General features: G+C 70.2%; 16 protein-coding genes. 5 read left to right on the top strand and 11 right to left on the bottom strand.

Features of this window, described 5'->3' with window-relative positions:
* Positions 1-24: 24 nt before the first annotated feature.
* The 3 genes from H9658_RS04850 to H9658_RS04860 are packed head-to-tail and all read right to left on the bottom strand — an operon-like array spanning position 25 to position 2,673.
* The gene (locus H9658_RS04850; protein ID WP_191824538.1) at positions 25-1,371 is read right to left on the bottom strand and encodes an O-antigen ligase family protein; all 1,347 of its coding nucleotides are present in this window, start codon (positions 1,369-1,371) and stop codon (positions 25-27) included.
* The gene (locus tag H9658_RS04855; protein ID WP_191824539.1) at positions 1,352-2,464 is read right to left on the bottom strand and encodes a glycosyltransferase; all 1,113 of its coding nucleotides are present in this window, start codon (positions 2,462-2,464) and stop codon (positions 1,352-1,354) included. Before H9658_RS04855 ends, H9658_RS04850 begins: the two co-directional genes overlap by 20 nt.
* A gap of 11 nt (positions 2,465-2,475) precedes the next feature.
* Positions 2,476-2,673: a zinc-finger domain-containing protein gene (locus tag H9658_RS04860; RefSeq protein ID WP_179567116.1), complete on the bottom strand. Its 198-nt coding sequence runs from the start codon at positions 2,671-2,673 to the stop codon at positions 2,476-2,478.
* 194 nt (positions 2,674-2,867) lie between these two features.
* Here H9658_RS04860 and H9658_RS04865 point away from each other — a divergent pair, with 194 nt between their 5' ends.
* Positions 2,868-3,116 carry a helix-turn-helix domain-containing protein gene (locus H9658_RS04865; protein ID WP_318241173.1) on the top strand — a complete coding sequence of 83 codons (249 nt, stop codon included), beginning with the start codon at positions 2,868-2,870 and terminating at the stop codon, positions 3,114-3,116.
* A 453-nt stretch (positions 3,117-3,569) separates the two neighbouring features.
* Here the strand turns inward: H9658_RS04865 and H9658_RS04870 are convergent, their stop codons facing one another.
* Together H9658_RS04870 and H9658_RS04875 are read right to left on the bottom strand one after the other, a co-directional pair.
* Positions 3,570-5,864 (bottom strand): NADP-dependent malic enzyme, encoded by a 2,295-nt coding sequence (locus H9658_RS04870; RefSeq protein WP_179567118.1) that lies wholly within the window; start codon positions 5,862-5,864, stop codon positions 3,570-3,572.
* 147 nt (positions 5,865-6,011) lie between these two features.
* Positions 6,012-7,379, bottom strand: a complete 1,368-nt coding sequence (locus H9658_RS04875; protein WP_191824540.1) for a dicarboxylate/amino acid:cation symporter — start codon at positions 7,377-7,379, stop codon at positions 6,012-6,014.
* Positions 7,380-7,855: 476 nt separating this feature from the next.
* Between H9658_RS04875 and H9658_RS04880 the strand changes: the two genes are divergently transcribed.
* Positions 7,856-9,028 (top strand): OprO/OprP family phosphate-selective porin, encoded by a 1,173-nt coding sequence (locus tag H9658_RS04880; RefSeq protein ID WP_179567122.1) that lies wholly within the window; start codon positions 7,856-7,858, stop codon positions 9,026-9,028.
* A 241-nt stretch (positions 9,029-9,269) separates the two neighbouring features.
* Positions 9,270-11,918, top strand: a complete 2,649-nt coding sequence (locus H9658_RS04885; RefSeq protein ID WP_191824541.1) for a hybrid sensor histidine kinase/response regulator — start codon at positions 9,270-9,272, stop codon at positions 11,916-11,918.
* A gap of 507 nt (positions 11,919-12,425) precedes the next feature.
* On the opposite strand, the gene H9658_RS04890 is transcribed toward H9658_RS04885, so the two are convergent.
* Together H9658_RS04890 and H9658_RS04895 are read right to left on the bottom strand one after the other, a co-directional pair.
* Entirely contained in the window at positions 12,426-12,767 is a 342-nt protein-coding gene (locus H9658_RS04890) for a DUF5713 family protein (protein WP_053839186.1), read from the bottom strand.
* 117 nt (positions 12,768-12,884) lie between these two features.
* Positions 12,885-13,523, bottom strand: coding sequence for a LuxR C-terminal-related transcriptional regulator (locus tag H9658_RS04895; protein ID WP_191824542.1), 639 nt, complete (start codon positions 13,521-13,523; stop codon positions 12,885-12,887).
* Positions 13,524-13,634: 111 nt separating this feature from the next.
* Here H9658_RS04895 and H9658_RS04900 point away from each other — a divergent pair, with 111 nt between their 5' ends.
* On the top strand, positions 13,635-16,796 hold the full coding sequence (locus tag H9658_RS04900) for a diguanylate cyclase domain-containing protein (RefSeq protein WP_318241174.1): 3,162 nt from the start codon (positions 13,635-13,637) through the stop codon (positions 16,794-16,796).
* Positions 16,797-16,820: 24 nt separating this feature from the next.
* Here the strand turns inward: H9658_RS04900 and H9658_RS04905 are convergent, their stop codons facing one another.
* Genes H9658_RS04905 through H9658_RS04915 form a run of 3 tightly spaced genes read right to left on the bottom strand, consistent with a single transcriptional unit; the run spans position 16,821 to position 19,985 of the window.
* The gene (locus H9658_RS04905; protein WP_191824543.1) at positions 16,821-17,894 is read right to left on the bottom strand and encodes an ABC transporter substrate-binding protein; all 1,074 of its coding nucleotides are present in this window, start codon (positions 17,892-17,894) and stop codon (positions 16,821-16,823) included.
* Complete coding sequence (locus H9658_RS04910; RefSeq protein ID WP_191824544.1) at positions 17,891-19,279, bottom strand: sensor histidine kinase; 1,389 nt, start codon at positions 19,277-19,279, stop codon at positions 17,891-17,893. The genes H9658_RS04905 and H9658_RS04910 overlap by 4 nt, the downstream gene beginning before the upstream one ends.
* Entirely contained in the window at positions 19,272-19,985 is a 714-nt protein-coding gene (locus H9658_RS04915; RefSeq protein ID WP_179567141.1) for a response regulator transcription factor, read from the bottom strand. Before H9658_RS04915 ends, H9658_RS04910 begins: the two co-directional genes overlap by 8 nt.
* Positions 19,986-19,990: 5 nt before the next feature.
* Here H9658_RS04915 and H9658_RS04920 point away from each other — a divergent pair, with 5 nt between their 5' ends.
* Positions 19,991-20,155, top strand: coding sequence for a hypothetical protein (locus tag H9658_RS04920; RefSeq protein WP_191824545.1), 165 nt, complete (start codon positions 19,991-19,993; stop codon positions 20,153-20,155).
* Between the two features lie 8 nt (positions 20,156-20,163).
* Here H9658_RS04920 and H9658_RS04925 read toward each other — a convergent pair whose 3' ends face one another.
* Positions 20,164-20,844 (bottom strand): hypothetical protein, encoded by a 681-nt coding sequence (locus H9658_RS04925; RefSeq protein ID WP_191824546.1) that lies wholly within the window; start codon positions 20,842-20,844, stop codon positions 20,164-20,166.
* Positions 20,845-20,981: the final 137 nt, after the last annotated feature.

Here is a 20,981-nt window from a genome sequence, read left to right on the forward strand (position 1 = left end):
ACCCCTCTCCCGGTGGGAGAGGGGCTACACAGTTTCTGCGGTGCCCTCGGCGTCGCGCTCCTCGGCCAGCAGCGCGCCGACATACAGCCCGACCAGCATCAGCGCCAGCGAGCCCCAGAACGACGAATAGAACGCCAGGTGCGTGTTGAACGGGAACACCGTCACCAGCAGCGCCAGCATCGCCGGCCGTGCCCGTTCGCGCGCCTGTGGCGAGGCGTAGCGCCATGCGCGCCACGCCTGCGCGGCGCCGGCCAGCCACAGCAGCAAGCCGATCACGCCGGTCTCGCTGAGCACTTCGAGCACGATCTGGTGCGCATGGAAGGCCGGCTCGCGGCCCCAGGCGCCGCCATGCGCCGGATCCGGGTCGCAGGCCACGTAGGCTTCGCGGAAGCCGCGCACGCCGACGCCGTTGAGCGGATGCTGGCGGATCATGCACCACGAGGCGTCCCAGATCTGGGTGCGCCCGGCCAACGCCGCGTTCACGTCGGCCGGGCGCCCGCTCAGCGCCAGCGTGGTGCGGGCGAAGCGCTCGCGCACCTGCGGCGAGAGCGCGCCGAGCACGCCGGCGACCAGCACCGCAGCCACGCCCAGCGCCAGCATCCGGCGCATGCCCAGCAGGCGCCAGCCCGACAGCAGCAGCACCAGGGCGTAGGTGATCCACGACGCGCGCGATCCGGCCAGCACCAGCACCACCCCCACTGCCGCCGCGGCAAGCAGCCAGCCCCAGGCGCCGCCGCGGCGCCCGGCCGCGAACAGCAGGAACGGCGACAGGCTGGCCAGCACCTGGCCGAACTTGAGGTTGCACGGGCCGAACACGCCGCTGAGGCGGTCGGCCAGCGCGATTTCCTGCGGCGTGCACAGGCCGTGGTGGTTGATCGCCCACTTCAGCTGGTCCATCGACCAGAACAGCGGGCTGGTGCCGCACAGCGCCTGCGCCAGCGCATCCACGGTCCAGATCGCGGCGATGACCGCCAGCCCATTGAAGGTGGTACGGCGGCCGCGCGGCGTCGCCACCGCCATCGCCACCAGCCACAGGAACGGCAGGAAGCGCAGGTCCACCGCCGACTCGCGCAATGCCAGCGGCACGTCCACCGCATCCAGCGCCGACAGCGGCTGCGGCAACCAGTAGGTCAGGAACAGCAGCGTGGTCAGCGCCCACGCCGGCCCGCTGAGCAGGCTGGCGCCGCCGCGGAAGCGGCTGTGCAGCAGGCGCGCCAGGGTCGCCAGCGCGCCCAGCGCCAGCACGCCCGCGGCCAGGCCAGGTGCAGGCCACAGTGCCACGAACGCCAGCACCCAGACCGGGGCCCAGCGTTCGCTGCGCGCCGGCGTCAGCGGCGCGAGCAGGGAGGAATCAGCGCCGGAGTTCGTCATACACCGCCAGGGTCGCGTGCTGCATCGCCTGCAGCGTGTAGGGGATCTGCGCCGGCGGTGCCGGCGGTTGCGCCAGCAGGCGCGCTGCCGCGGCGTGCAGGGCCGCGGGATCGAACGCAGGCACCGCACCGGACGGCTGCAGCTGCGCCAGCAGTTCGCCGGCGCCGCCGTGCGCCCAGCCCAGCACCGGCCGCCCCACCGCCAATGCCTCGACCACGGTGCGGCCGAACGCTTCCGGCTTGCGCGACAGCTGCAGCACCAGATCGCTGGCGGCGTAGGCCTCGGCGATGCGCGCGGTCGGCGCGGTGAACGCGATCGCGTCGGCGATGCCCAGCGCGGCGGCCTCGGCCTCCAGCTCCTGCAGGTAGGCCTCGCGCCCGGCCTCGCGCGCGCCCGGCAGCCACAGCCGTGCGTCGCTGCCGTCGGCGCGCAGCGCGGCGAGCAGGCGCACTGCATCGGCATGGCCCTTCAGGCGGGTGCCGCGACCGGGCAACAGCAGCAGCGGACCGCTGCCGGCGGTGGCCGGCGCCTCGCTCGCGGCCCAGGCCCGCGCGGCCGGATCGGGCTGCGCGCGGCGCGGGAACTGCGCCGGGTCGATGCCGCGCGGGATCACCCGCAGCCGCGTCGGATCGGTCTGCGGGTAATGGCGCAGCACGTAGTCGCGGACCGTGGCCGACACGCAGATCGCGCGTTCGCCGCGGGCCATGATCGCGCTGTAGCGGCTGGGCGAATTGAGCCCGTGCACGGTGGTGACGAAGCGCGGCCGCTGCGCCGCCGGCAACCCGCGCAGCGCATGCCAGCCCAGCCAGGCCGGCAGCCGCGAGCGCGCATGCACGATGTCCACCCGCTCGCGCACGAACAGGCGCCGCAGCGTCGGCACGTGGCGCAGGCTCAGCAACGACTTGCGGCCGATGTCCAGGGCGATGTGCTCGGCGCCGGTCGCGGCCAGCGCCGGCAGCAGGCGGCCACCGGCCGACACCACCAGCGCGCGATGCCCGGCCGCGACCAGCGCCGCGGCGATTTCCAGGGTGGAGCGTTCGACGCCGCCGGACTCCAGCGCCGGCAGCAGCTGCACCACGGTCAGGCGGTGCATCGACCCGGCGGTCAGTCGACCAGCACGAAGACCGCGCCGCAGTAAGGGCACTTGGCCTCGTGGCTGGGTTCTTCGTCCACCGGCAGATAGACCCGCGGATGCGAGTTCCACAGCGCCATTTCCGGGGTCGGGCAGCTCAGCGGCAGGTCGGCGCGGTGCACGTTGTAGCGCTTCTCTGCATTGGCGGGCGCGGTGGCGGTATGGCTCATGGCGGTGGGACACGGCGGGAGGAGACGGGGAATTCTAGCAGCCCGCCCCACACGCGCGCCGGGCCAGGGAACGCCGCGCCGGTCTTGTCCCAAAATTGTCCTTTCCTGTCGGCTTGATGCCAAGCGATGACATCCACTATGCTCGGGGGACGCGGCGCAACCATGCCGCTCTGAGGTGTCCCGTGGATATAGGTGTGCGATTGATGCAGGCGCGGCGCAATGCCGGTTTCACGCTGCGCGAACTGGCGGCCTTGCTGGGCGTGGCGCATAGCACCCTGGGTCACTGGGAGAACAATCGTTCCGTTCCCAATGCCCGGCATTTGCTGAAGATTGCCGAACTTACCGGCGTCGATGCCTATGTGCTGCTGACTGGCAAGCCGTCCAAGCTGAACCAGGGCGATCACGAAAGCCTGCCGCTGCCGGTAGGCAAGCGTCTGGCCTGAGCACAGTGCGGCGCCGCTGCGGCGCCGCGTTCGATCCTGCGCAAACGCGTTGGCAGGCGCTGCATGGCGTCGTGTCTTCGCGCATCCTGCGGCGGGCGTTTGCGCAGCAAATCCTAAATCGTTCACGCGCTCGATCGCGTGTGCGGCTGGCGCGTCCGCGGCGTTCCGCGGCCAGGCGCCAAACCAGCGTGCCTTGACGTCGACCCGCCCCAGGCTTGATCGACCAGACCCCGCCGCTTCACTCGGCCATCCGCGAAGCGCGTTCGCGCCGGGTGACCCATCGCCGCATCGGCAACGTTTTGGCGGGAACTCGGAAAAGTCCGATGCGATGGCATACAGGGATGCGCTGCAGGCAGCCTGCCGCACGCACCAATCGGCCTGGAAGGCTGCAGCGAAACGCGCAGCCACCAGCGGCTGCGCGCATTCGCACCGAACCTGCCGGAAGCGCTCCGCTTACGGCGCGCTCTTCTCCGCTTCCAGCTGCTTGCGGATCTGCGCATCGACCGCGGCGATCGCGGTCATGTTCATCACCCGGCGCGAGGTGGCGCTGGTGGTGAGGATGTGCACCGGCTTGGAGATGCCCATCAGGATCGGGCCGATCGCCACGCCATCGGTGAACACACGCACCAGGTTGTAGGCGATGTTGGCCGCTTCCAGGTTCGGCAGCACGAACAGGTTGGCGCGGCCCTTCAGGGTGCTGTTGGGCATGATCTGCTTGCGCAGCGCTTCGTCCCACGCGGTGTCGCCCTGCATCTCGCCGTCGATGTTGAGTTCGGGCTTGCGCTTGAGCAGCGCCTCGCGCACCTGGCGCATCTTCAGCGCGTCGCGCGAGTCGTGGCTGCCGAAATTGGAATGCGACAGCAGCGCGATGTTCGGCTCGATGCCGAACAGCTTCAGCCGGTACGCGGCCTGCAGCGTGGCCTCGACGATCTGCTCCACGCTCGGATCTTCCTGCACGTGCGTGTCCAGGAAGAAGAACGCGCCCTGCGGGTTGATCACCCCGGTCATCGCCGAGGTCGAGCTGACCCGCGGTTCCAGCGGGATCACGCTGCGCGCGTAGCCGAGCTTCTTGTGGAAGCGGCCGACCACGCCGGTGAGCAGCGCGTCGGCTTCGCCGCGCGCGACCATCACCGCAGCGATCAGCGTCGGCCGCGAGCGCATCAGTTCCTTGGCCGCGGTGACGGTGACGCCGCGGCGCTCGGTCAACGCGTGGTAGTACTGCCAGTAGTCGTTGAAGCGCGGATCGTCGTGGATGTTGGTGACCTCGAAGTCCACGCCGGCGGTGATGCGCAGGCCCAGGCGCTGGATGCGCGCCTCGATCACGTCCGGGCGGCCGATCAGGATCGGGAACGCCAGGCCTTCGTCGATCACGCTCTGCACCGCGCGCAGCACCACTTCCTCTTCGCCCTCGGCATAGACCACGCGCTGCTTGTCGGCGCGGGCGCGGTCGTAGACCGGCTTCATCATCAGGCTGGTGCGGTAGACGAACTGGCCGAGCTTGTCGCGGTAGGCCTCCATGTCGGCGATCGGGCGCGTGGCCACGCCCGAGTCCATCGCCGCCTGCGCCACCGCCGAGGACAGCTCGACCAGCAGGCGCGGGTCCAGCGGCCGCGGGATCAGGTAATCGGGGCCGAAGCTCGGGGTCTCGCCGCCGTAGGCCGCGCCCAGGTCGGAGGCCTCGCGCCGCGCCATCGCCGCGATCGCCTTGACGCAGGCGATCTTCATCGCTTCGTTGATGCCGGTGGCGCCGACGTCGAGCGCACCGCGGAACAGGTACGGGAAGCACAGCACGTTGTTGATCTGGTTCGGATAGTCCGAACGGCCGGTGCCGATGATCGCGTCCGGGCGCACCGCCTTGGCCGCCTCCGGGGTGATCTCCGGATTCGGATTGGCCAGCGCGAAGATCACCGGCTGCGCCGCCATCGTCGCCACCATTTCCGGCTTGAGGATGCCGGCGGCCGACAGGCCGAGGAAGATGTCCGCGCCCTCGACGATTTCCGCCAGGGTGCGCTTGTCGGTGTCGCGCGCGTAGCGCTGTTTGTCCGGGTCCAGGTCGGTGCGGCCGGTGTGGATCACGCCGTCGCGGTCCAGGGCCAGGATGTTCTCCGGCTTCAGGCCCAGCGACACCAGCATGTTGACGCAGGAGATGCCCGCCGCGCCCATGCCGGTGGTGGCGAGCTTGACGTCCTCGATCTTCTTGCCGGTCACGACCAGCGCGTTGAGCACCGCCGCGCCGACGATGATCGCGGTGCCGTGCTGGTCGTCGTGGAACACCGGGATGTTCATCCGCTCGCGCAGCTTGCGCTCGACGATGAAGCACTCCGGCGCCTTGATGTCTTCCAGGTTGATGCCGCCGAAGGTCGGCTCCAGGCTGGCGATGATGTCGACCAGCTTGTCCGGATCGTTCTCGTTGATCTCGATGTCGAATACATCGATGCCGGCGAACTTCTGGAACAGCACGCCCTTGCCTTCCATCACCGGCTTGGATGCCAGCGGACCGATGTTGCCCAGGCCCAGCACCGCGGTGCCGTTGCTGATCACCGCGACCAGGTTGCCGCGCGCGGTCAGCTCGCTGGCCTGTTGCGGATCGGCGACGATCGCTTCGCAGGCGAACGCCACGCCTGGCGAATAGGCCAGCGACAGGTCGCGCTGGGTCAGCATGGGCTTGGTCGCGGCCACCTTGATCTTGCCCGGCGGCTGCTGGCGGTGATAGTCGAGGGCGGCCTGTTTGAAATCGTCGTTTGACATCGAGGCTTCTGTAGTCGGGAGGCGCGAGGACCCAGGATTCTACTCCCTGGGCCATGACCAAGCCTGTCTTGCGGCTGTCGCCGCGCAGGCCTGGGGCCGGAAACGCGACGCGCCGGCCAGGCCGGCGCGCGCGCAGCATGCGGAAACTCAGCGGAGCGCGGCGGGCTCGACCGCGACCGCCGGCAAGGCGTCTTCGCCGCCGTCCAGGGCGATGCGCAGGCGATCGCGATCCAGCGCGTTCTCCCAGCGCGACACCACCACGGTGGCCACCGCGTTGCCGATGAAGTTGGTCAGCGAGCGGCATTCGCTCATGAAGCGGTCCACGCCCAGGATCAGCGCCATGCCCGCCACCGGCACTTCCGGCACCACCGCCAGCGTCGCCGCCAGGGTGATGAAGCCGGCACCGGTCACGCCCGCCGCGCCCTTGGAGCTGAGCATCGCCACCAGCAGCAGCGCGATCTGGTGGCCCAGGGTCAGCTCGGTATTGGTCGCCTGGGCGATGAACAGCGCGGCCAGGGTCATGTAGATGTTGGTGCCGTCCAGGTTGAACGAATAGCCGGTGGGCACCACCAGCCCGACCACCGACTTCTCGCAACCGGCCTTTTCCATCTTCTCCATCAGCGACGGCAGCGCCGATTCGGACGAGGACGTGCCCAGCACCAGCAGCAGTTCCGCCTTCAGATAGCGGATCAGCTTGAAGATCGAGAAGCCGCACAGGCGCGCCACCGCGCCCAGGATCACCAGCACGAACAGCAGCGAGGTCACGTAAAACGAACCCACCAGCCAGGCCAGGTTGATCAGCGATTCCACCCCGTACTTGCCGATGGTGAAGGCGATCGCGCCGAACGCACCGATCGGTGCGGCCTTCATCAGGATGTGCACCAGCTTGAACACCGGCGCGATCAGCGCCTCCAGCAGGTTCAGTACCGGCTTGCCGCGCTCGCCGACCAGCGCCAGCGACACGCCGAACAGCACCGCCACGAACAGCACCTGCAGGATGTTGGGACCGAGCAGCTTGCCGTTGGCGACCTGGTCGCCGGTGAAGGCGCCGATCAGCGAGTTCGGGATGATGTCCATCAGGAAGCCGACCAGGGTCAGGTCGTGCGACTTCTCGACATAACTCTTGACCGCAGTCTGGTCCAGATCGGCAGGATTGATGTTCATGCCGGCGCCGGGCTGCACCACGTGCGCGACGATCATGCCGACCACCAGCGCCAGCGTGGAGAAGAACAGGAAATAGATCATCGCCTTGCCAAACACCCGGCCCACCGTCTTCAGGTGGGTCATGCCGGCGATGCCGGTGACGATGGTCAGGAAGATCACCGGCGCGATGATCATCTTCACCAGCTTGATGAACGCATCGCCCAGCGGCTTGAGTTTCTCGGCGAAGGCCGGTTCGAAGTGGCCGAGCAGCGCACCGAGCACGATGGCGACCACCACCTGGAAATACAGCTGCCGATAGAACGGCACGTGCCGATGCACGACGCCGCCGGCCGGGGAAGTTGGGATATGCATGAGTGCGCTCCGGAAGACAGGTATGGACCGGCAACCCGACGCAGGTCGCGGAATGCTGCCTTTGTACGCGGCGCCGGCTTCTAAGCAGATAACCTATTGGTACTAGTCCCCTGTTCGCGGCGCCGCCGACGCAGTTACAGTGTTCCGGCACGCTCACGGGAGGGAGGTGCGACGCGCAATGCCGGCCATGGGAATGCCCGCCGATGCTGCGTCGCGTACCGATCTGCCGCCGGCGCGCCGGCGTCGCATGCGTATTCAGGGGCGATGCGCCGTCGCAGGATCGCAACACCGCTGTAAAGAACCGCCGGATTCGTCCGCTATTGCATGCGGGCGGCTCGTTGTTCCGGCGATGCGCCCCGCACCGCGGCCGAGGGAAGGTCGTGGTCGGCATCACGCTGCACCGCCCGCGCAAGCCTTGCCGTCCCGTCAGTCGAGTGCCGGCGCGCTTTTTTCCTCATCAAGAAGACGACCACACCATGCGCCATACCCTTCTCTTCGCTGCGCTGTGCCTGACCGCCGCCGCTCCTGCCGCTGCCGCCAGCGGGTTCGACGATTGGCCGACCAAGGTCGCCTTCAGCGACGGCACCGAACTGGCCGTGACCGGCAACTACGGCTACGACTGGAACAACTTCTCCGACGACGACGCGCGCCTGGAAGACGACAACGCGTTCCGCCGCAAGGAATTCGGCGCCACGCTGAAGAAGAAGGGCGTGTACGACGCGATGGTGTACTTCGACTTCCAGTCCAAGCTGTGGCTGGACGTGTTCTTCCGCTTCGAGACCAAGGCGCTGTTCGGCAGCGACTACGGCAAGGTGCGGCTGGGCTACATCAAGGTGCCGGTCGGCCTGGAAGGCGTGACCAGTTCGCGTGCCGACAGCTTCCTGGAAACCGCGCTGCCGATCCAGGCGATCTACCAGGGCCGCCGCACCGGCGTGGAGTGGACCTTCGAGCGCCCGCAGTACCTGCTGCAGGCCGGCGCGTACGGCGGCAAGGACCTGCAGGGCGACAACCCCGGCACCACCCAGGCGGTGCGCGGCGTGTGGACCCCGTTCAAGGCCGAGGGCGACGTGCTGCATCTGGGCCTGGCGTATTCGCAGGAAAACCCGCGCGGCTACCACAACGGCCTGGACGTGAGCTTCAGCCCGCGCGTGCGCCTGCGTGCGCGCCCGGAAGCCGGCCTGACCGACGTGCGCCTGGTCGATTCGGGCACCCTGGTCGATGCCGACCAGGTGCGCCGGACCGGGCTAGAAGCGATCTGGATCAAGGGTCCGTTCTCGATGCAGGGCGAAGCGCTGCGCGCCGAGGTCACCCGCGACAACGGTCGCCCGGACTACACCGCCGATGGCCAGTACGTGTTCGCCAGCTACGTGCTGACCGGCGAGTCGCGTCCGTACAGCGCCGGCAACGTGGCCAACATCAAGCCGGCCAACGCCTACGGCGCGGTCGAACTGCTGCTGCGCTACAGCCGCCTGGATCTGGACGACGGCACGGTGCTTGGCGGCCGCCAGCACGACTGGACCGTGGGCGCCAACTGGTACCTGACCAGCCACTTCAAGTTCCAGGCCAACTACGTGCGCGCCGATGCCGAACGCGCCGGCGTGCACACCAAGCCGGACTCGATCGACCTGCGCGCGCAGGTGCAGTTCTGATCGGCAGCTCCTGATCGGCACCCGATCGGCATTGTCCGATCGGATGCGTTCACAACGAAGACCCACGACGGCAGCGCCGGCCCGCCCTCGGGCCGGCGCTGCCGTCGTGCATTCGGCCCCCGTCCGCGGCGGCCGTTTGCGCGATCGCGGCGACGCTGCGACCGTCCGCGGAACGAATCGCCAGCACGCGTGCCGCTGCCGCTAAGCTGGCAGGATACCGTCCCGACCGCGCCCACTCCGCATGTATCCCGCCCTGCGCTATCGCCGCTTCGTCCTGCTCCTGCTCGCCGCCCTCGGCGGCATGGCGTTGGCGATGCTGTCGGCCGGGCATTTCGCCGAACAGCGCGCGCTGCGCGCCGAGAGCCGGCAACTGCGCCAGCAGTTGGAGCTGTACGCGCAGACCCTGCAGCAGCGCATCGACCGCTACCGCACGCTGCCGCAGGTGCTGGCGCTGGATCCGGAACTGCGCGATGCGCTGACCCAGCCGTTGGACCCGGCCGACCACCAGCGGCTGAACCTAAAGCTGGAACGCGCCAACGACGTCACCCGTTCCTCGACGCTGACCCTGATCGACGCCGACGGCGTCGCCGTGGCCGCCAGCAACTGGCGCCTGGCCAGCAGCAACGTCGGCGCCGACTACAGCTTCCGTCCCTACGTGAAGCAGGCGCTGGCGCAGGGCAGCGGCCGTTTCTACGGCATCGGCATGACCACCGGCGTGCCCGGCTATTTCCTGTCGCAGGCGATCCGCGACGATACCGGGCGCACCCTGGGCGTGATCGTGATCAAGATCGAACTGGCCGCGCTGGAACGCGAATGGCTGCGCGTGCCCGACGTGGTGCTGGTCAGCGATCGCCATGGCGTGGTGTTCCTGTCCAGCCGCGACGCCTGGCGCTACCGCCAGCTGCAGCCGCTCAGCGCGCACGAACGCGACGAACTGCTCGCCACCCGCCAATACGCCCGGCAGACCTTGCTGCCGGCGCGGCGGCGCAGCCTGGCCGCGCTGGACGACGGCGGCCAGGTGATGCGCATCGACGCGCCCGCGCAATCGGCGCCGCTGCTGTGGCAGAGCATGGCGCTGCCGGAAAGCGGCTGGCGCCTGCACCTGCTGCACGACATCGGCGGCAGCCGCGCCGCCGGCCGCGCGGCCGCGCTGGCCGCGGCCGGCATCTGGCTGGCGCTGGTGTTCCTGGGCCTGCTGTTCCAGCAACGCCAGCGCCTGGCGCGGCTGCGCCAGCGCAGCCGGCGCGAGCTGGAATCGCTGCTGCAACAGCATGCGCAGGAACTGCGCACCGCGCAGGACGGCGTGGTGCAGGCCGCGCAACAGGCCGACACCGGCCTCAGCCGCAGCCTGGAGCACCTGCCGCAGGGCGTGGTGATCATCGATGCGCAGTTGCGTCTGGTGGCGTGGAATTCGCGCTATCTGGAGATCTTCCGTTTCCCGCCGGAGCTGATCCGCATCGGCCGCCCGATCGAGGACGTGTTTCGCTACAACGCGCGCCGCGGCCTGCTCGGTCCCGGCCCGGTGGAAGCGGCGATCCAGCGCCGCCTGGACCACCTGCGCAGCGGCCGCCCGCACATGCGCGAGAGCGAGAAGGACGACGGCACGGTGCTGGAAATCCGCGGCAACCCGCTGCCCGACGGCGGCTTCGTCACCAGCTACGCCGACATCACCAGCTACAAGAACGCCGCGCGCGAACTGCGTTCGTTGGCCGACGCACTGGAGCACCGTGTCGCCGAGCGCACCCGCGACCTGGCCGACGCCAAGCGCGAGGCCGAGAACGCCAATCGCTACAAGACCCGCTTCGTCGCCTCGGCGGTGCACGACCTGCTGCAGCCGCTCAACGCCGCGCGCATGTTCGTGTCCGCCTTGCGCGGCAAGCTGCACGACGACGACGCGCGACAGATCGCCGACCATGTCGACAACGCGCTGGTCGCGCAGGACGCGATCCTCAACAGCCTGCTGGACATCTCGCGGCTGGAAGCGGGCACGCTGAAGACGCAGGTGCGCGACTTCGCGTTGGGGCCGCTGCTGCAGACCCTGGCGCACGAGTTCGGCATCGTCGCCGAGGACCGCGGCCTGCGCCTGGACTACGTGCCCACCCGCGCCGCGGTGCGCAGCGACGAGACGCTGCTGCGGCGCATCCTGCAGAACTTCCTGTCCAACGCGATCCGTTACACCCCGCGCGGACGCGTGCTGCTGGGCTGCCGCCGCGACGGCGACAGCCTGCGCATCGAGGTCCACGACCAGGGCCCAGGCATCCCCGAGGCGCTGCAACAGGAGATTTTTGAAGAGTTCCGCCGCCTCGGCGACGGCGTCGCCCACGACCGCGGTGCTGGCCTCGGCCTGGCGATCGTGGAGCGCATCGGCCGCCTGCTCGGCCACCGCATCGGCCTGCGCTCGCAGCTCGGCCGCGGCAGCGTGTTCGCGGTCACCGTGGCGCTGGGCGACGCCGCCGCCGCGGCGCAGGCGCAGGCGCCGACCGCGGTGGCCAGCGACAACGGCGACGACCCGATCCTGCACGGCTGCCGGGTGTGGTGCATCGACGACGACCCGCGCGTCTGCGAGGCCAGCCGCGCGCTGCTGGAACGCTGGGCGTGCCGGGTGGAACTGGCCGCCGGGCCCGAAGAGGCGCTGGCCGCGGCGCAACCGGCGCAGGCGCCGGAGCTGGTGCTGCTGGACGTGCGCATGGGCGAGCGCGACGGCCCGGCCTTGTTCGCGCAGCTGTGCGGGCGCTGGAACGCCGAACCGCGGGTGATCCTGGTCACCGCCGAACCGGATCCGGCGCTGCGCGCGCTGGCCCAGGCGCAGGGATGGGGCTTCCTGTCCAAGCCGGTGCGCGCGCCGGCGCTGCGCGCGCTGATGACGCAGATGCTGTTGCGACGGGGCTGAGCCTCGCTCCCACCGGAGCATCAGCCCCTCTCCCATCGGGAGAGGGGTTGGGGTGAGGGTCCGGCGCAAAAGCGACTCGCGGAGTTGGGTGCGCGAGGCTGCGCCCGCACCCTCATCCGCCCCTGCGGGGCACCTTCCCCCGAAAAGGGGGCCATGGTCCCGGTGGGAGAAGGGAACAGCGCTAGCCCCTCTCCCGTCGGGAGAGGGGTTGGGGTGAGGGTCCGGCGCGAAAGCGACTCGCGGAGTTGGATGCACGAGGCTACGCCCGTACCCTCATCCGCCCCTGCGGGGCACCTTCTCCCGGTGGGAGAAGGGAACAGGCACTAGCCCCTCTCCCGTCGGGAGAGGGGTTGGGGTGAGGGTCCGGCGCGAAAGCGACTCGCGGAGTTGGATGCACGAGGCTGCGCCCGTACCCTCATCCGCCCCTGCGGGGCACCTTCTCCCGGTGGGAGAAGGGAACAGCCGGCGCGCATAGCCCCACCGACGCCCGATCCACCCCCGCCCCGCTCACCACTCGCGCGGCGCGATCAACTCCTCGGCATCGGCGGCATCGAAGCCGTAAGTCTTGGCGATGTACAGGAAGTCCACGCCGATGTTGTCGCGCGCAGCGGTCTCGATCTCGCTGTCGTGCGCCTCGAACTCCAGCGCCAGCGCGTTGAATTCCTCGGTGGCGGCATGGGTGAGCCGGTACAGCGCCGGCAGGTCCGGCGGGGCCTGCGCCTCGATCGCCTCGCACAGCCGCAACAGGATCTTCTGGCCCTTGCCGACCAGAAAGGAAGGGAAATAGTCGTCGTCCAGCATTTCCTGCAGGAACGGGTAGTAGGCGATCTGCTCGTTGCGGATAGGCATGGTCCGGGGGTCCTTTCCGCCCGCAGGAAGCGCGGGCGCCAGTGCATAGCATCGCGTATCCGGGCGCGGCGGAAAACGCTCCCGGCCCATCGCATGGCCGATCGCCGCGCGCGGGGTTCAGGCCTCGCCTTCCGGCTCCAGCGCCTTGACCAGCACCGCGGCCTGGGTGCGGCTGTGGCATTCGAGCTTTTTCAGGATTGCCGTCACATGCACCTTGACCGTGTTCTCGGCCAGGCCCAGTTCGTAGGCGATCTGTTTGTTGAGCAGGCCGTCGGCCAGGCACAGCAGCACCCGGAACTGCTGCGGTGTCAGCTGCGCCAGACGTGCGGCCAGTTGCGCGTCGGCTTCCGAACGCGCGGCGGTCAGCGGCGGGAACCAGGTGCCGCCATCGAGCACCATCGCCACCGCGATGCCGATGGTCTCGGCCGGCGAGGACTTGGGAATGAAGCCGGCCGCGCCGAACTGCTGCGCACGGCGGATCACCCGCGGGTGGTCGTTGGAGGAGATCACCACCACCGGCACCTCCGGACGTTCGCCGCGCACGTGCAGCAGCGCCGAAAAGCCGCGCGCGCCGGGCATCGCCAGGTCCAGCAGGACCAGGTCGGCGTGCGCCTGCGCGGCCAGCGCCGCATCCAGCGTGGCGGCGCTGGACGCCTCGGTGACCCGCGCGCGCGGCAAGGCCTGGCGCAGCGCGTGCAGCACCGCGGCGCGGAACAGGGGATGGTCGTCGGCGACCAGAATCGTGGGCGCATCCATGCCTACAGTCTGGCATGCGCGGCCGCCGCCGTGCCGGCCCTGCGCCAGGAATCGCACCGCCCCCGGCATTGGCCGCGTTCAAGCCGCAACGCCGGCGGCCGATAGCGAGGCGTGATCCGGACTCTTTCGACCCTGCTGCGCGGCCTGCGCCCGACCGGGTGCCGCTGCGCGCTGCTGGCGGCGCTGCTGGCGCCAGGCGCGAGCGTGGCCGCGACGCTCGCCGCGACAGCCGCCAGCGACGGCGACGACACCGAGTTGCCGAGCAGCCTGGAGCATTTCGGCCTGGGCGACGGGCTGTCGCAACTCACCATCACCGCGCTGCAGAGCGACGACCAGGGCTTCCTGTGGATCGCCACGCAGGAGGGCCTCAACCGCTTCGACGGCCATCTGTTCCGCGTCTACCGGCACGAGCTCAACGCCAGCGACCGGCAAAGCCTGCTCAGCAGCAGCATCGACAGCCTCGCCTTCGAGGCCCGCGGCACCCGCCTGTGGCTGGGCAGCAACGACGCCGGCCTGGAAGTGATCGATCTGGCCACCTGGAAGCGGCATCGGCTGGGCGTGGCCGACGGCCTGTCGCACAACCGCATCATGAACATCCTGATCGATCCGCAGGGCGGCGCCTGGCTCGGCACCGAACACGGCATCGACCGCGTCGACGCGACGCTGAGCCGGGTGCTGCCGCTGGGCGGCGATGCGCCGGTGGTCGGCCTGACCTGGATGCCCGACGGCAAGCGCGCGGTGGCGCTGGACCGGCGCTGCCGGCTGTGGCTGCTCGGCGCGAGCGCACGCCAGGCGCTGCCGGCGCCGCCCGGCATCGACGAATGCGTGGGCCTGCAATCCGGGCCGGAAGGGCTGTGGCTGGCCTCGGCCAGCGCCGGGCTGTTCAAGCTCGACACGCAAGGCGCCACGCTCGCCCACTGGAGCACGCAGCAACTGCTCGCCGGGCACAGCGATCTCAGCGCGCTGATCCGCCTGGCCGACGGGCGGGTGCTGGTCGGCTCCACCAATGCCACGGTGACGCAGCTGGACAAGGATGGGGCGACGCCGCGGCGGCTGAGCTTCGACGTGCCGCCGCAAAGCGCCATCACCCGGTTCTATCAGGACGGCAACGGCACCTGGTGGATCGGCACCTACACCGCCGGCCTGTACCGGGTGCGGCCGATGTCGGCGGTGATCCGCAACGACGAGGAAGACCTCAGCGACACCCATGCCTGGCCCAGTCCCAGCGTGCGCAGCATCTGGCGCGACGGCGCGCGCATGCTGATCGGCACCGACCAGGGGCTGTTGCTGCGCGAGCGCGGCCGCGCGCCCTGGCAGGTCCCGGCCGCGCTGGCCACGCGCATGGTGCGCGCCATCGAGGGCGACGGCCGCCACTGGTGGCTGGGAACCCGCCACGGCCTGTGGCGCCTGGACGGCAGCGGCGCGCTGGCGCGCGTGGACGGCCTGGCCGATGCGCACGTCAACGCCCTGCTGCGCGAAGGCGACACGCTGTGGGTGGCCACGCGCCGCGGCCTGACCCGGGTGGTCGACGGCCGCGTGCAGGACGATCCGCGCTGGGCGCCGCTGGCCGGGCGCACGCTGACCCGGGTGTACCGCGACACCCAGGGCACGCTGTGGATCGGCTGCAACGACTGCGGGCTGTGGCGGATGCGCGGCGACCGGCCGGCCGAGCCCTATCGCCCCGGCGGCGCCGGCCTGTATCCGTCGGTGTGGTCGCTCTACGAAAAGGACGGCGTGCTGTGGGTCGGCACGTTCTCCGGCGGACTGTATGCGGTGGACCTGAAGCGCGACGTCGCGGTGCGCTACACCGACCGCGAAGGCCTCAGCAGCAACGTCATCTACACCATCCTGCCGGATCCGCAGGGACGGTTGTGGCTGAGCACCAACAACGGCCTGAGCGTGCTCGATCCGGCCACCCGCATCGTGCAGAACCTGGGCAGCCGCGACGGCCTGCAGAACCAGGAATACAACAGCGGCCAGGGCTATCGCGACAGCCGCGGCCTGCTGTATTTCGGCGGCACGCAGGGCGTGGACGTGATCGACCCGCGCAAGCTGCCGCTGCGCAGCAACCCGGCACGCGCGGTGCTGACCGACCTGCGCGTGCTCGACGCCAGCGAAGGCAGCCACGACGGCAAGCGGCAGACCGAGACCGACGTGGTGTATGCGCACGACATCGCGCTGGACTATCGCGACAACGTGTTCACCCTGGGCATGACCGCGATCGACTTCACCGCGCCGGGCACGGCGCGGCTGCGCTACCGGGTCGACGGCCTGCACCAGGGCTGGGTCTATCCGCAGACCGCGCACAGCGAATTCTCGGTCAGCCATCTGCCGCCGGACCGCTACACGCTGGAGCTGCAGGCGGCCGGACGCGACGGCCAGTTCGGCGCCGCGCGCACGCTGCGGATCGAGGTGCGGCCGCCGCCGTGGCGGCATCCGCTGGCGTATGCCGGCTACGCGCTGCTGGGCCTGTTGCTGCTCGGCCTGGCCGCGCAACGCGTGCGCCGCACGGTCAACCGCGAGCGCGACATGGTGGAACTGCTGAACCTCACCGTCGCCGAGCGCACGCGGCAGCTGGAGCGCGCCAACCAGCAGCTGCTGCAGAGCAATGCGCAACTGGAAGCGGCCACCCGCCTGGACCCGCTGACCCGCGTCTCCAACCGCCGCGAACTGCAGGATTGGCTGGCCCGCGAATGCCCGACGCTGCGCGCCCAGCTCGACGCCGGCAGCAGCGCCGATGCGCTGTATTTCTTCATGATCGACCTCGACAACTTCAAGCGCATCAACGACGACTACGGCCACCAGGCCGGCGACACCGCGCTGGTGCACTGCGCCGACAGCCTGCGCGCGCTGTGCGGCGACCGCGACCTGCTGGTGCGCTGGGGCGGCGAGGAATTCGTGCTGGTCACCCGCCTGCCGCGCGACGGCGCCGCCGAGGCGCTGGCCGAGCGCCTGCGCGCGGCGGTGGCCGCGCAGCGTTTCGCGCTGGAACAGCACGAACTGGCGCTGACCTGCTCGATCGGTTTCGCGCCATGGCCGTTGGTGGCGGCGTGGCCGGCGCTGGGCGATTGGGAGCAGAGCGTGGGCCTGGCCGATCGCTGCCTGTACGCGGCCAAGGGCGCCGGCAAGAACGCCTGGGTGGGGCTGGGCGCCGGCGCGGCACCGGACCGGCCGCGCGTGCAGGCCTTGCTTGCCGGCGGCGCGCCCGAACAGCTCGGCGACAGCGTGCGCATCCTGCACTCCACCGCGCAGCCGCCGCACTTCGCGCGTTGAACGCCGGCTCCCGCCGCGGCGCGTTCAGCGCGGCGGATGGCGGCGCATGCTGCTGCGCCAGGCATCCAGGAACTGGCGGCGCTTGAGTGCGTCCAGGTACACCAGCAAGCCCGGCCCCAGCGCGATCGGGCGGAATGCGGGAGTCGCCGCCGGCGTCGTGCCGCCGGCGCCCGGCAGGATCGGCTTGAGCCAGGCCTCGCGCGACAGCACCTGCTGCCCGCGCGGCGACAGCAGATAGTCGAGGAACCGGAGCGCCTCGGCCGCGTGCGGCGTATCGCGCGGAATCACCGCGGTGCGCAGCGCGACCAGGGTGTAGTCCTCCGGCTGCACGATCGCCAGCGGCGCGCCGGCGTCGATCCGTGCCTGCGCGTAGGACCCGAGCACGTTGTAGGCCAGCAGCAGTTCGCCGCGGCTGACCCGGTCCAGCAGCACGCCGGTGCGTTCTTCCAGTACCACCTGGTTGTCGCCCATCGCCGCCAGCAAGGCGCCGGCCATGCTGCCGATCTGCCCGTCCTGGGTCGCGAACAGATAGCCCACGCCGCTGCGCTCCACGTCGTAGGTGCCGATCCTGCCGCGCAGCGGCATGCCCGGCGCGCGCAGCAGCTCCAGCAACTGGCGGCGCGTGCGCGGCACCTGCGCCGCCGGCAGCCGCGCCTTGTTGTAGACGATCGCCACCGGCTCGTAGCTGATCCCGAACGCTTCATGCCGCCATTGCGCCCACGCCGGCAGCGCCTCGGTCTGCGGCGAGCGGTGCGCGAGCGCGTGGCCGTCGTTCACCAGCTTGGTCTGCAGGTCCATGCTGGCGCTGATCAGCAGGTCGGCGCAGCGTGCGCCGGCCCGCGGATGCAGGTAACGCTGGTACATGTCCCAGGCGATCACGTCCTGGTACACCACCTCGGTGCGCGGGTGCAGCCGCTGGTAGTCGCCGATCACCGCGGCGAACACCTCGATGTCGGTGGAACCCTGGATGCACAGCTGCGCCTGGGCGCTGCCCTGCGCCGGGAAGCGGCGGATGTCGCCGGGCGCGGCAAGCGCGGCGTGGGCGAAGAGGACGACCAGCACTGCGGCAGCCGTACGCAGCAGGAAATGCGAGCTCATGGGTGCAACCTGGGCAGGCGCAGGCTGGCGATCAGGCCGCCACCGACGCGGTTGGACAGATCGATGCGCCCGCCGTGGCTGTCGACCACGCGCTTGACGATCGCCAGGCCGAGCCCGGCACCGCCGGCGGCCGCGCCCTCGCCGCGCGCGAAGCGCTCGAATACGCGCTCGGCGTCGGCGGCGGCGATGCCCGGGCCGTGATCGGCCACGGTCACCACGCAATCGCGCGCTTCGCAGGTCAGCGCAACCTGCAGCGCGCCGTCGCCGCCGTACTTGCAGGCGTTGTCGATCAGGTTCTTGATCGCCTCGCGCAGCAGCAGCGCGTCGCCGCGCACCATCGCCGGCTCGCTGGCGATGGCCAGTTGCACGCGCGGACGCGGTTGCGACTGCGGCAGCGCTTCGTGCAGCGCCTGATGCACGACCTCGGCCAGATCCACGCTGGCGTAGCGCTGCAGGTTGGCGCGGTGGATCACGCTGGCGTCGCTGAGCAATTGGTTGAGCAGGCGGCTCATGTGCGTGGCGTTGCGCTCGATCGCCTCCAGGCTGCGGCGCATGTCGCGCGGATCGTCGTCGTCCAGCGCCAGCTGCGCCTGCGCGCGCAACGCGGCCAGCGGCGTGCGCATCTGGTGCGCGGCCTCGGCCATGAACGCGCGCAAGGTCTCGTTGCTGCTCGCCAGGCGCGCCATGAAGCGGTTCAACGCCGCCACCATCTGGTGCATTTCCTGCGGCGCGGCCAGCGCCAGCGGCTTCAGCTCCGAGGGTTCGCGCCGCGACAGGTCGCGCTCGATCCGCTGCAGCGGACGCAACGCGCGATACACCCCCAGCCAGACCAGCGCCAGCGACAGCAGCGACAGCACCGCGATCGCGACCAGCGCGTGCAGCACCACATCCTGCGCCAGCGCTTCGCGCGCGCGCCGGGTCTGCCCGACCTGCACCCACACCTCATCCTGCGCCGCGGCCGACGACACCCGCCGCGCCACCACCGCGAAGCGCACCTGCTCGCCGCTGTAGAACGCGTCGAACAAGCGCGGCGCCGCGCTGGCACGCGGCAGCGACGGCGCCTTCGGCAGATCGTCGTAGCCGGTGATGGTGCGCCCGCGCACATCGAACACCCGGTAGAACACCCGGTCCTCCGGCGCCATCGCCAACAGGTCCAGCGCCGCGTACGGCAGGTCCACCTGCCATTGCCCGTCGGCCAGCGCCACCGAATCGACGATCGACAGCGCCGAGGACACCAGCAGGTGATCGTAGGAACGGTTGGCCGCACGCTGGCCGTAGTCGCGCGCGGCGAAGAACAGCGCCACCGCGCCGAGCAGCGACAGCGCCCCCAGGTACAGCAGCAGCGTGCGCCGGATCGACGGTGCCGGCAGCGCGGCCTCAGCCATCGCCGCCTGGGTCCTGCGGCGTCGCTGGCGGCGAATCGATCCCGGCCGCTTCCAGCTTGTAGCCGACCCCGCGCACGGTGACGATGCGCAGCGGCGCACCGACCAGCTTCTTGCGCAGGCGCCCGACGTACAGCTCGATCGCATTCGGCCCGGCCTCGTCGTCGAAGCCGAACAGCCCGTTGCCGATCTCGTCCTTGCCCACCACCTGGCCGAGCCGGCCGATCAGGATCTCCAGCAGGCGGTATTCGCGATTGGGCAACTCGATCGGCGCACCGTCCAGGCTGACCGTATGCGCGGCATTGTCGAAGGCGAAGCCGCCCAGCTGCACCACCTCGCTGGCGTTGCCGCGATTGCGCCGCAGCAGCACCCGGCAGCGCGCCTCGAACTCGCGGAAGTCGAACGGCTTGCCAAGGTAATCGTCGGCGCCCACGTCCAGCGCCTGCACCCGGTCCTCGATGCCGTCGCGCGCGGTCAGCATCAGCACCGGCGTGGTATCGCCGCGCTCGCGCAGCCCGGCCAGCACGCGCAAGCCATCCAGCCCAGGCAAGCCGATATCCAGCACCACCAGGTCGAAGCTCTGGTAGCGCAGCACGCTGGCCGCGCCCAGCCCATCGCTCTGCCAGTCCACCGCATGCCCGCTGCGGCGCATGCGCCGCACGATCGCATCGGCCAGATCGGCGTTGTCCTCGACTAACAAGAGACGCATTGGGGATGACCAGCCGTACGGCTGTGGAAAGCCGGGATTGGGGATTGGCAAATGCCATTATGCCGGCGGCTGCCAACCCGCTTGCGCCGCGCTGGCAGCCGGCGATCGAGGTCGGGACGATGCGCAGCATCGAAATCGCAGATCACGGCCACCGCCGCTGCGCCCACTGAGGGCGCGTTCACAGCGACCGCACGCTGATCGACGCCATGCTCGGATCCGTGGTGAAGATGAGGCGGTGCAGGTAAGCGCCTGGCACGGCCGGATCCGGCAACGTCTGCATGACGATGGAATACATCGGCGTATCGACAGCGCCGGCCATGGCCTGGACTGCGGCGGAGAATTGCGCATCGCTGAGATGCGTATTCGAAGCCGATGCCATGCAGACATGGGTTCCGCATGCGACATCCTTGAGCGCGAAACCGGGATCGGCCTCGCTCAAGTAGTCCCTGAAATTCCTCTTGTAGGCCCTGGATTTGGCCACACCGTCGGACTCGGCCTGGCTTGCCACCTTTTGCAGGATCAGGTCGAAGTCCTTGCCGCCGATGACACGCATCGCCGTCTCGCCGTCGATCGACTTCCCCGTGAGAAACGCCATCTCCGCCGCCGCTGCCGGCGGGCGATCCTGCGGTGCAGGGAACGTTTCGGTGATGTCGGGTGAGGTCTCCTCGGCTCGAAGCAGGTCCGTCCCTGAGCGCGCTTTGGCGCCGGCGGCGCGCGCATCGCGCGCCTCGCCCTCAGCGGCGGCAGCAGAGGCGACGGTGCCTGGCTGCGAGCGTGCGGCGACAGGCGACCGCTGCCAAAGCATGAACGCTCCGACCGCGAGAACCAGGACCGACAGGCCGGCGAGCACTCTACGCATGGCGACTCCGATGACGCGCGATTGGGGCCAGGGAGATGCTGCGACACGAGGGAACGCGGTCTCCCGCTGGCCGAAAGTCCAGCGCCGATAACCTACCTAGACTGCGCCGGTTGCACAACGACGAGCACTGCGCCGGC

The organism is Xanthomonas bonasiae, from assembly GCF_014836395.1.
Taxonomy (GTDB): Bacteria; Pseudomonadota; Gammaproteobacteria; order Xanthomonadales; family Xanthomonadaceae; genus Xanthomonas_A; species Xanthomonas_A bonasiae.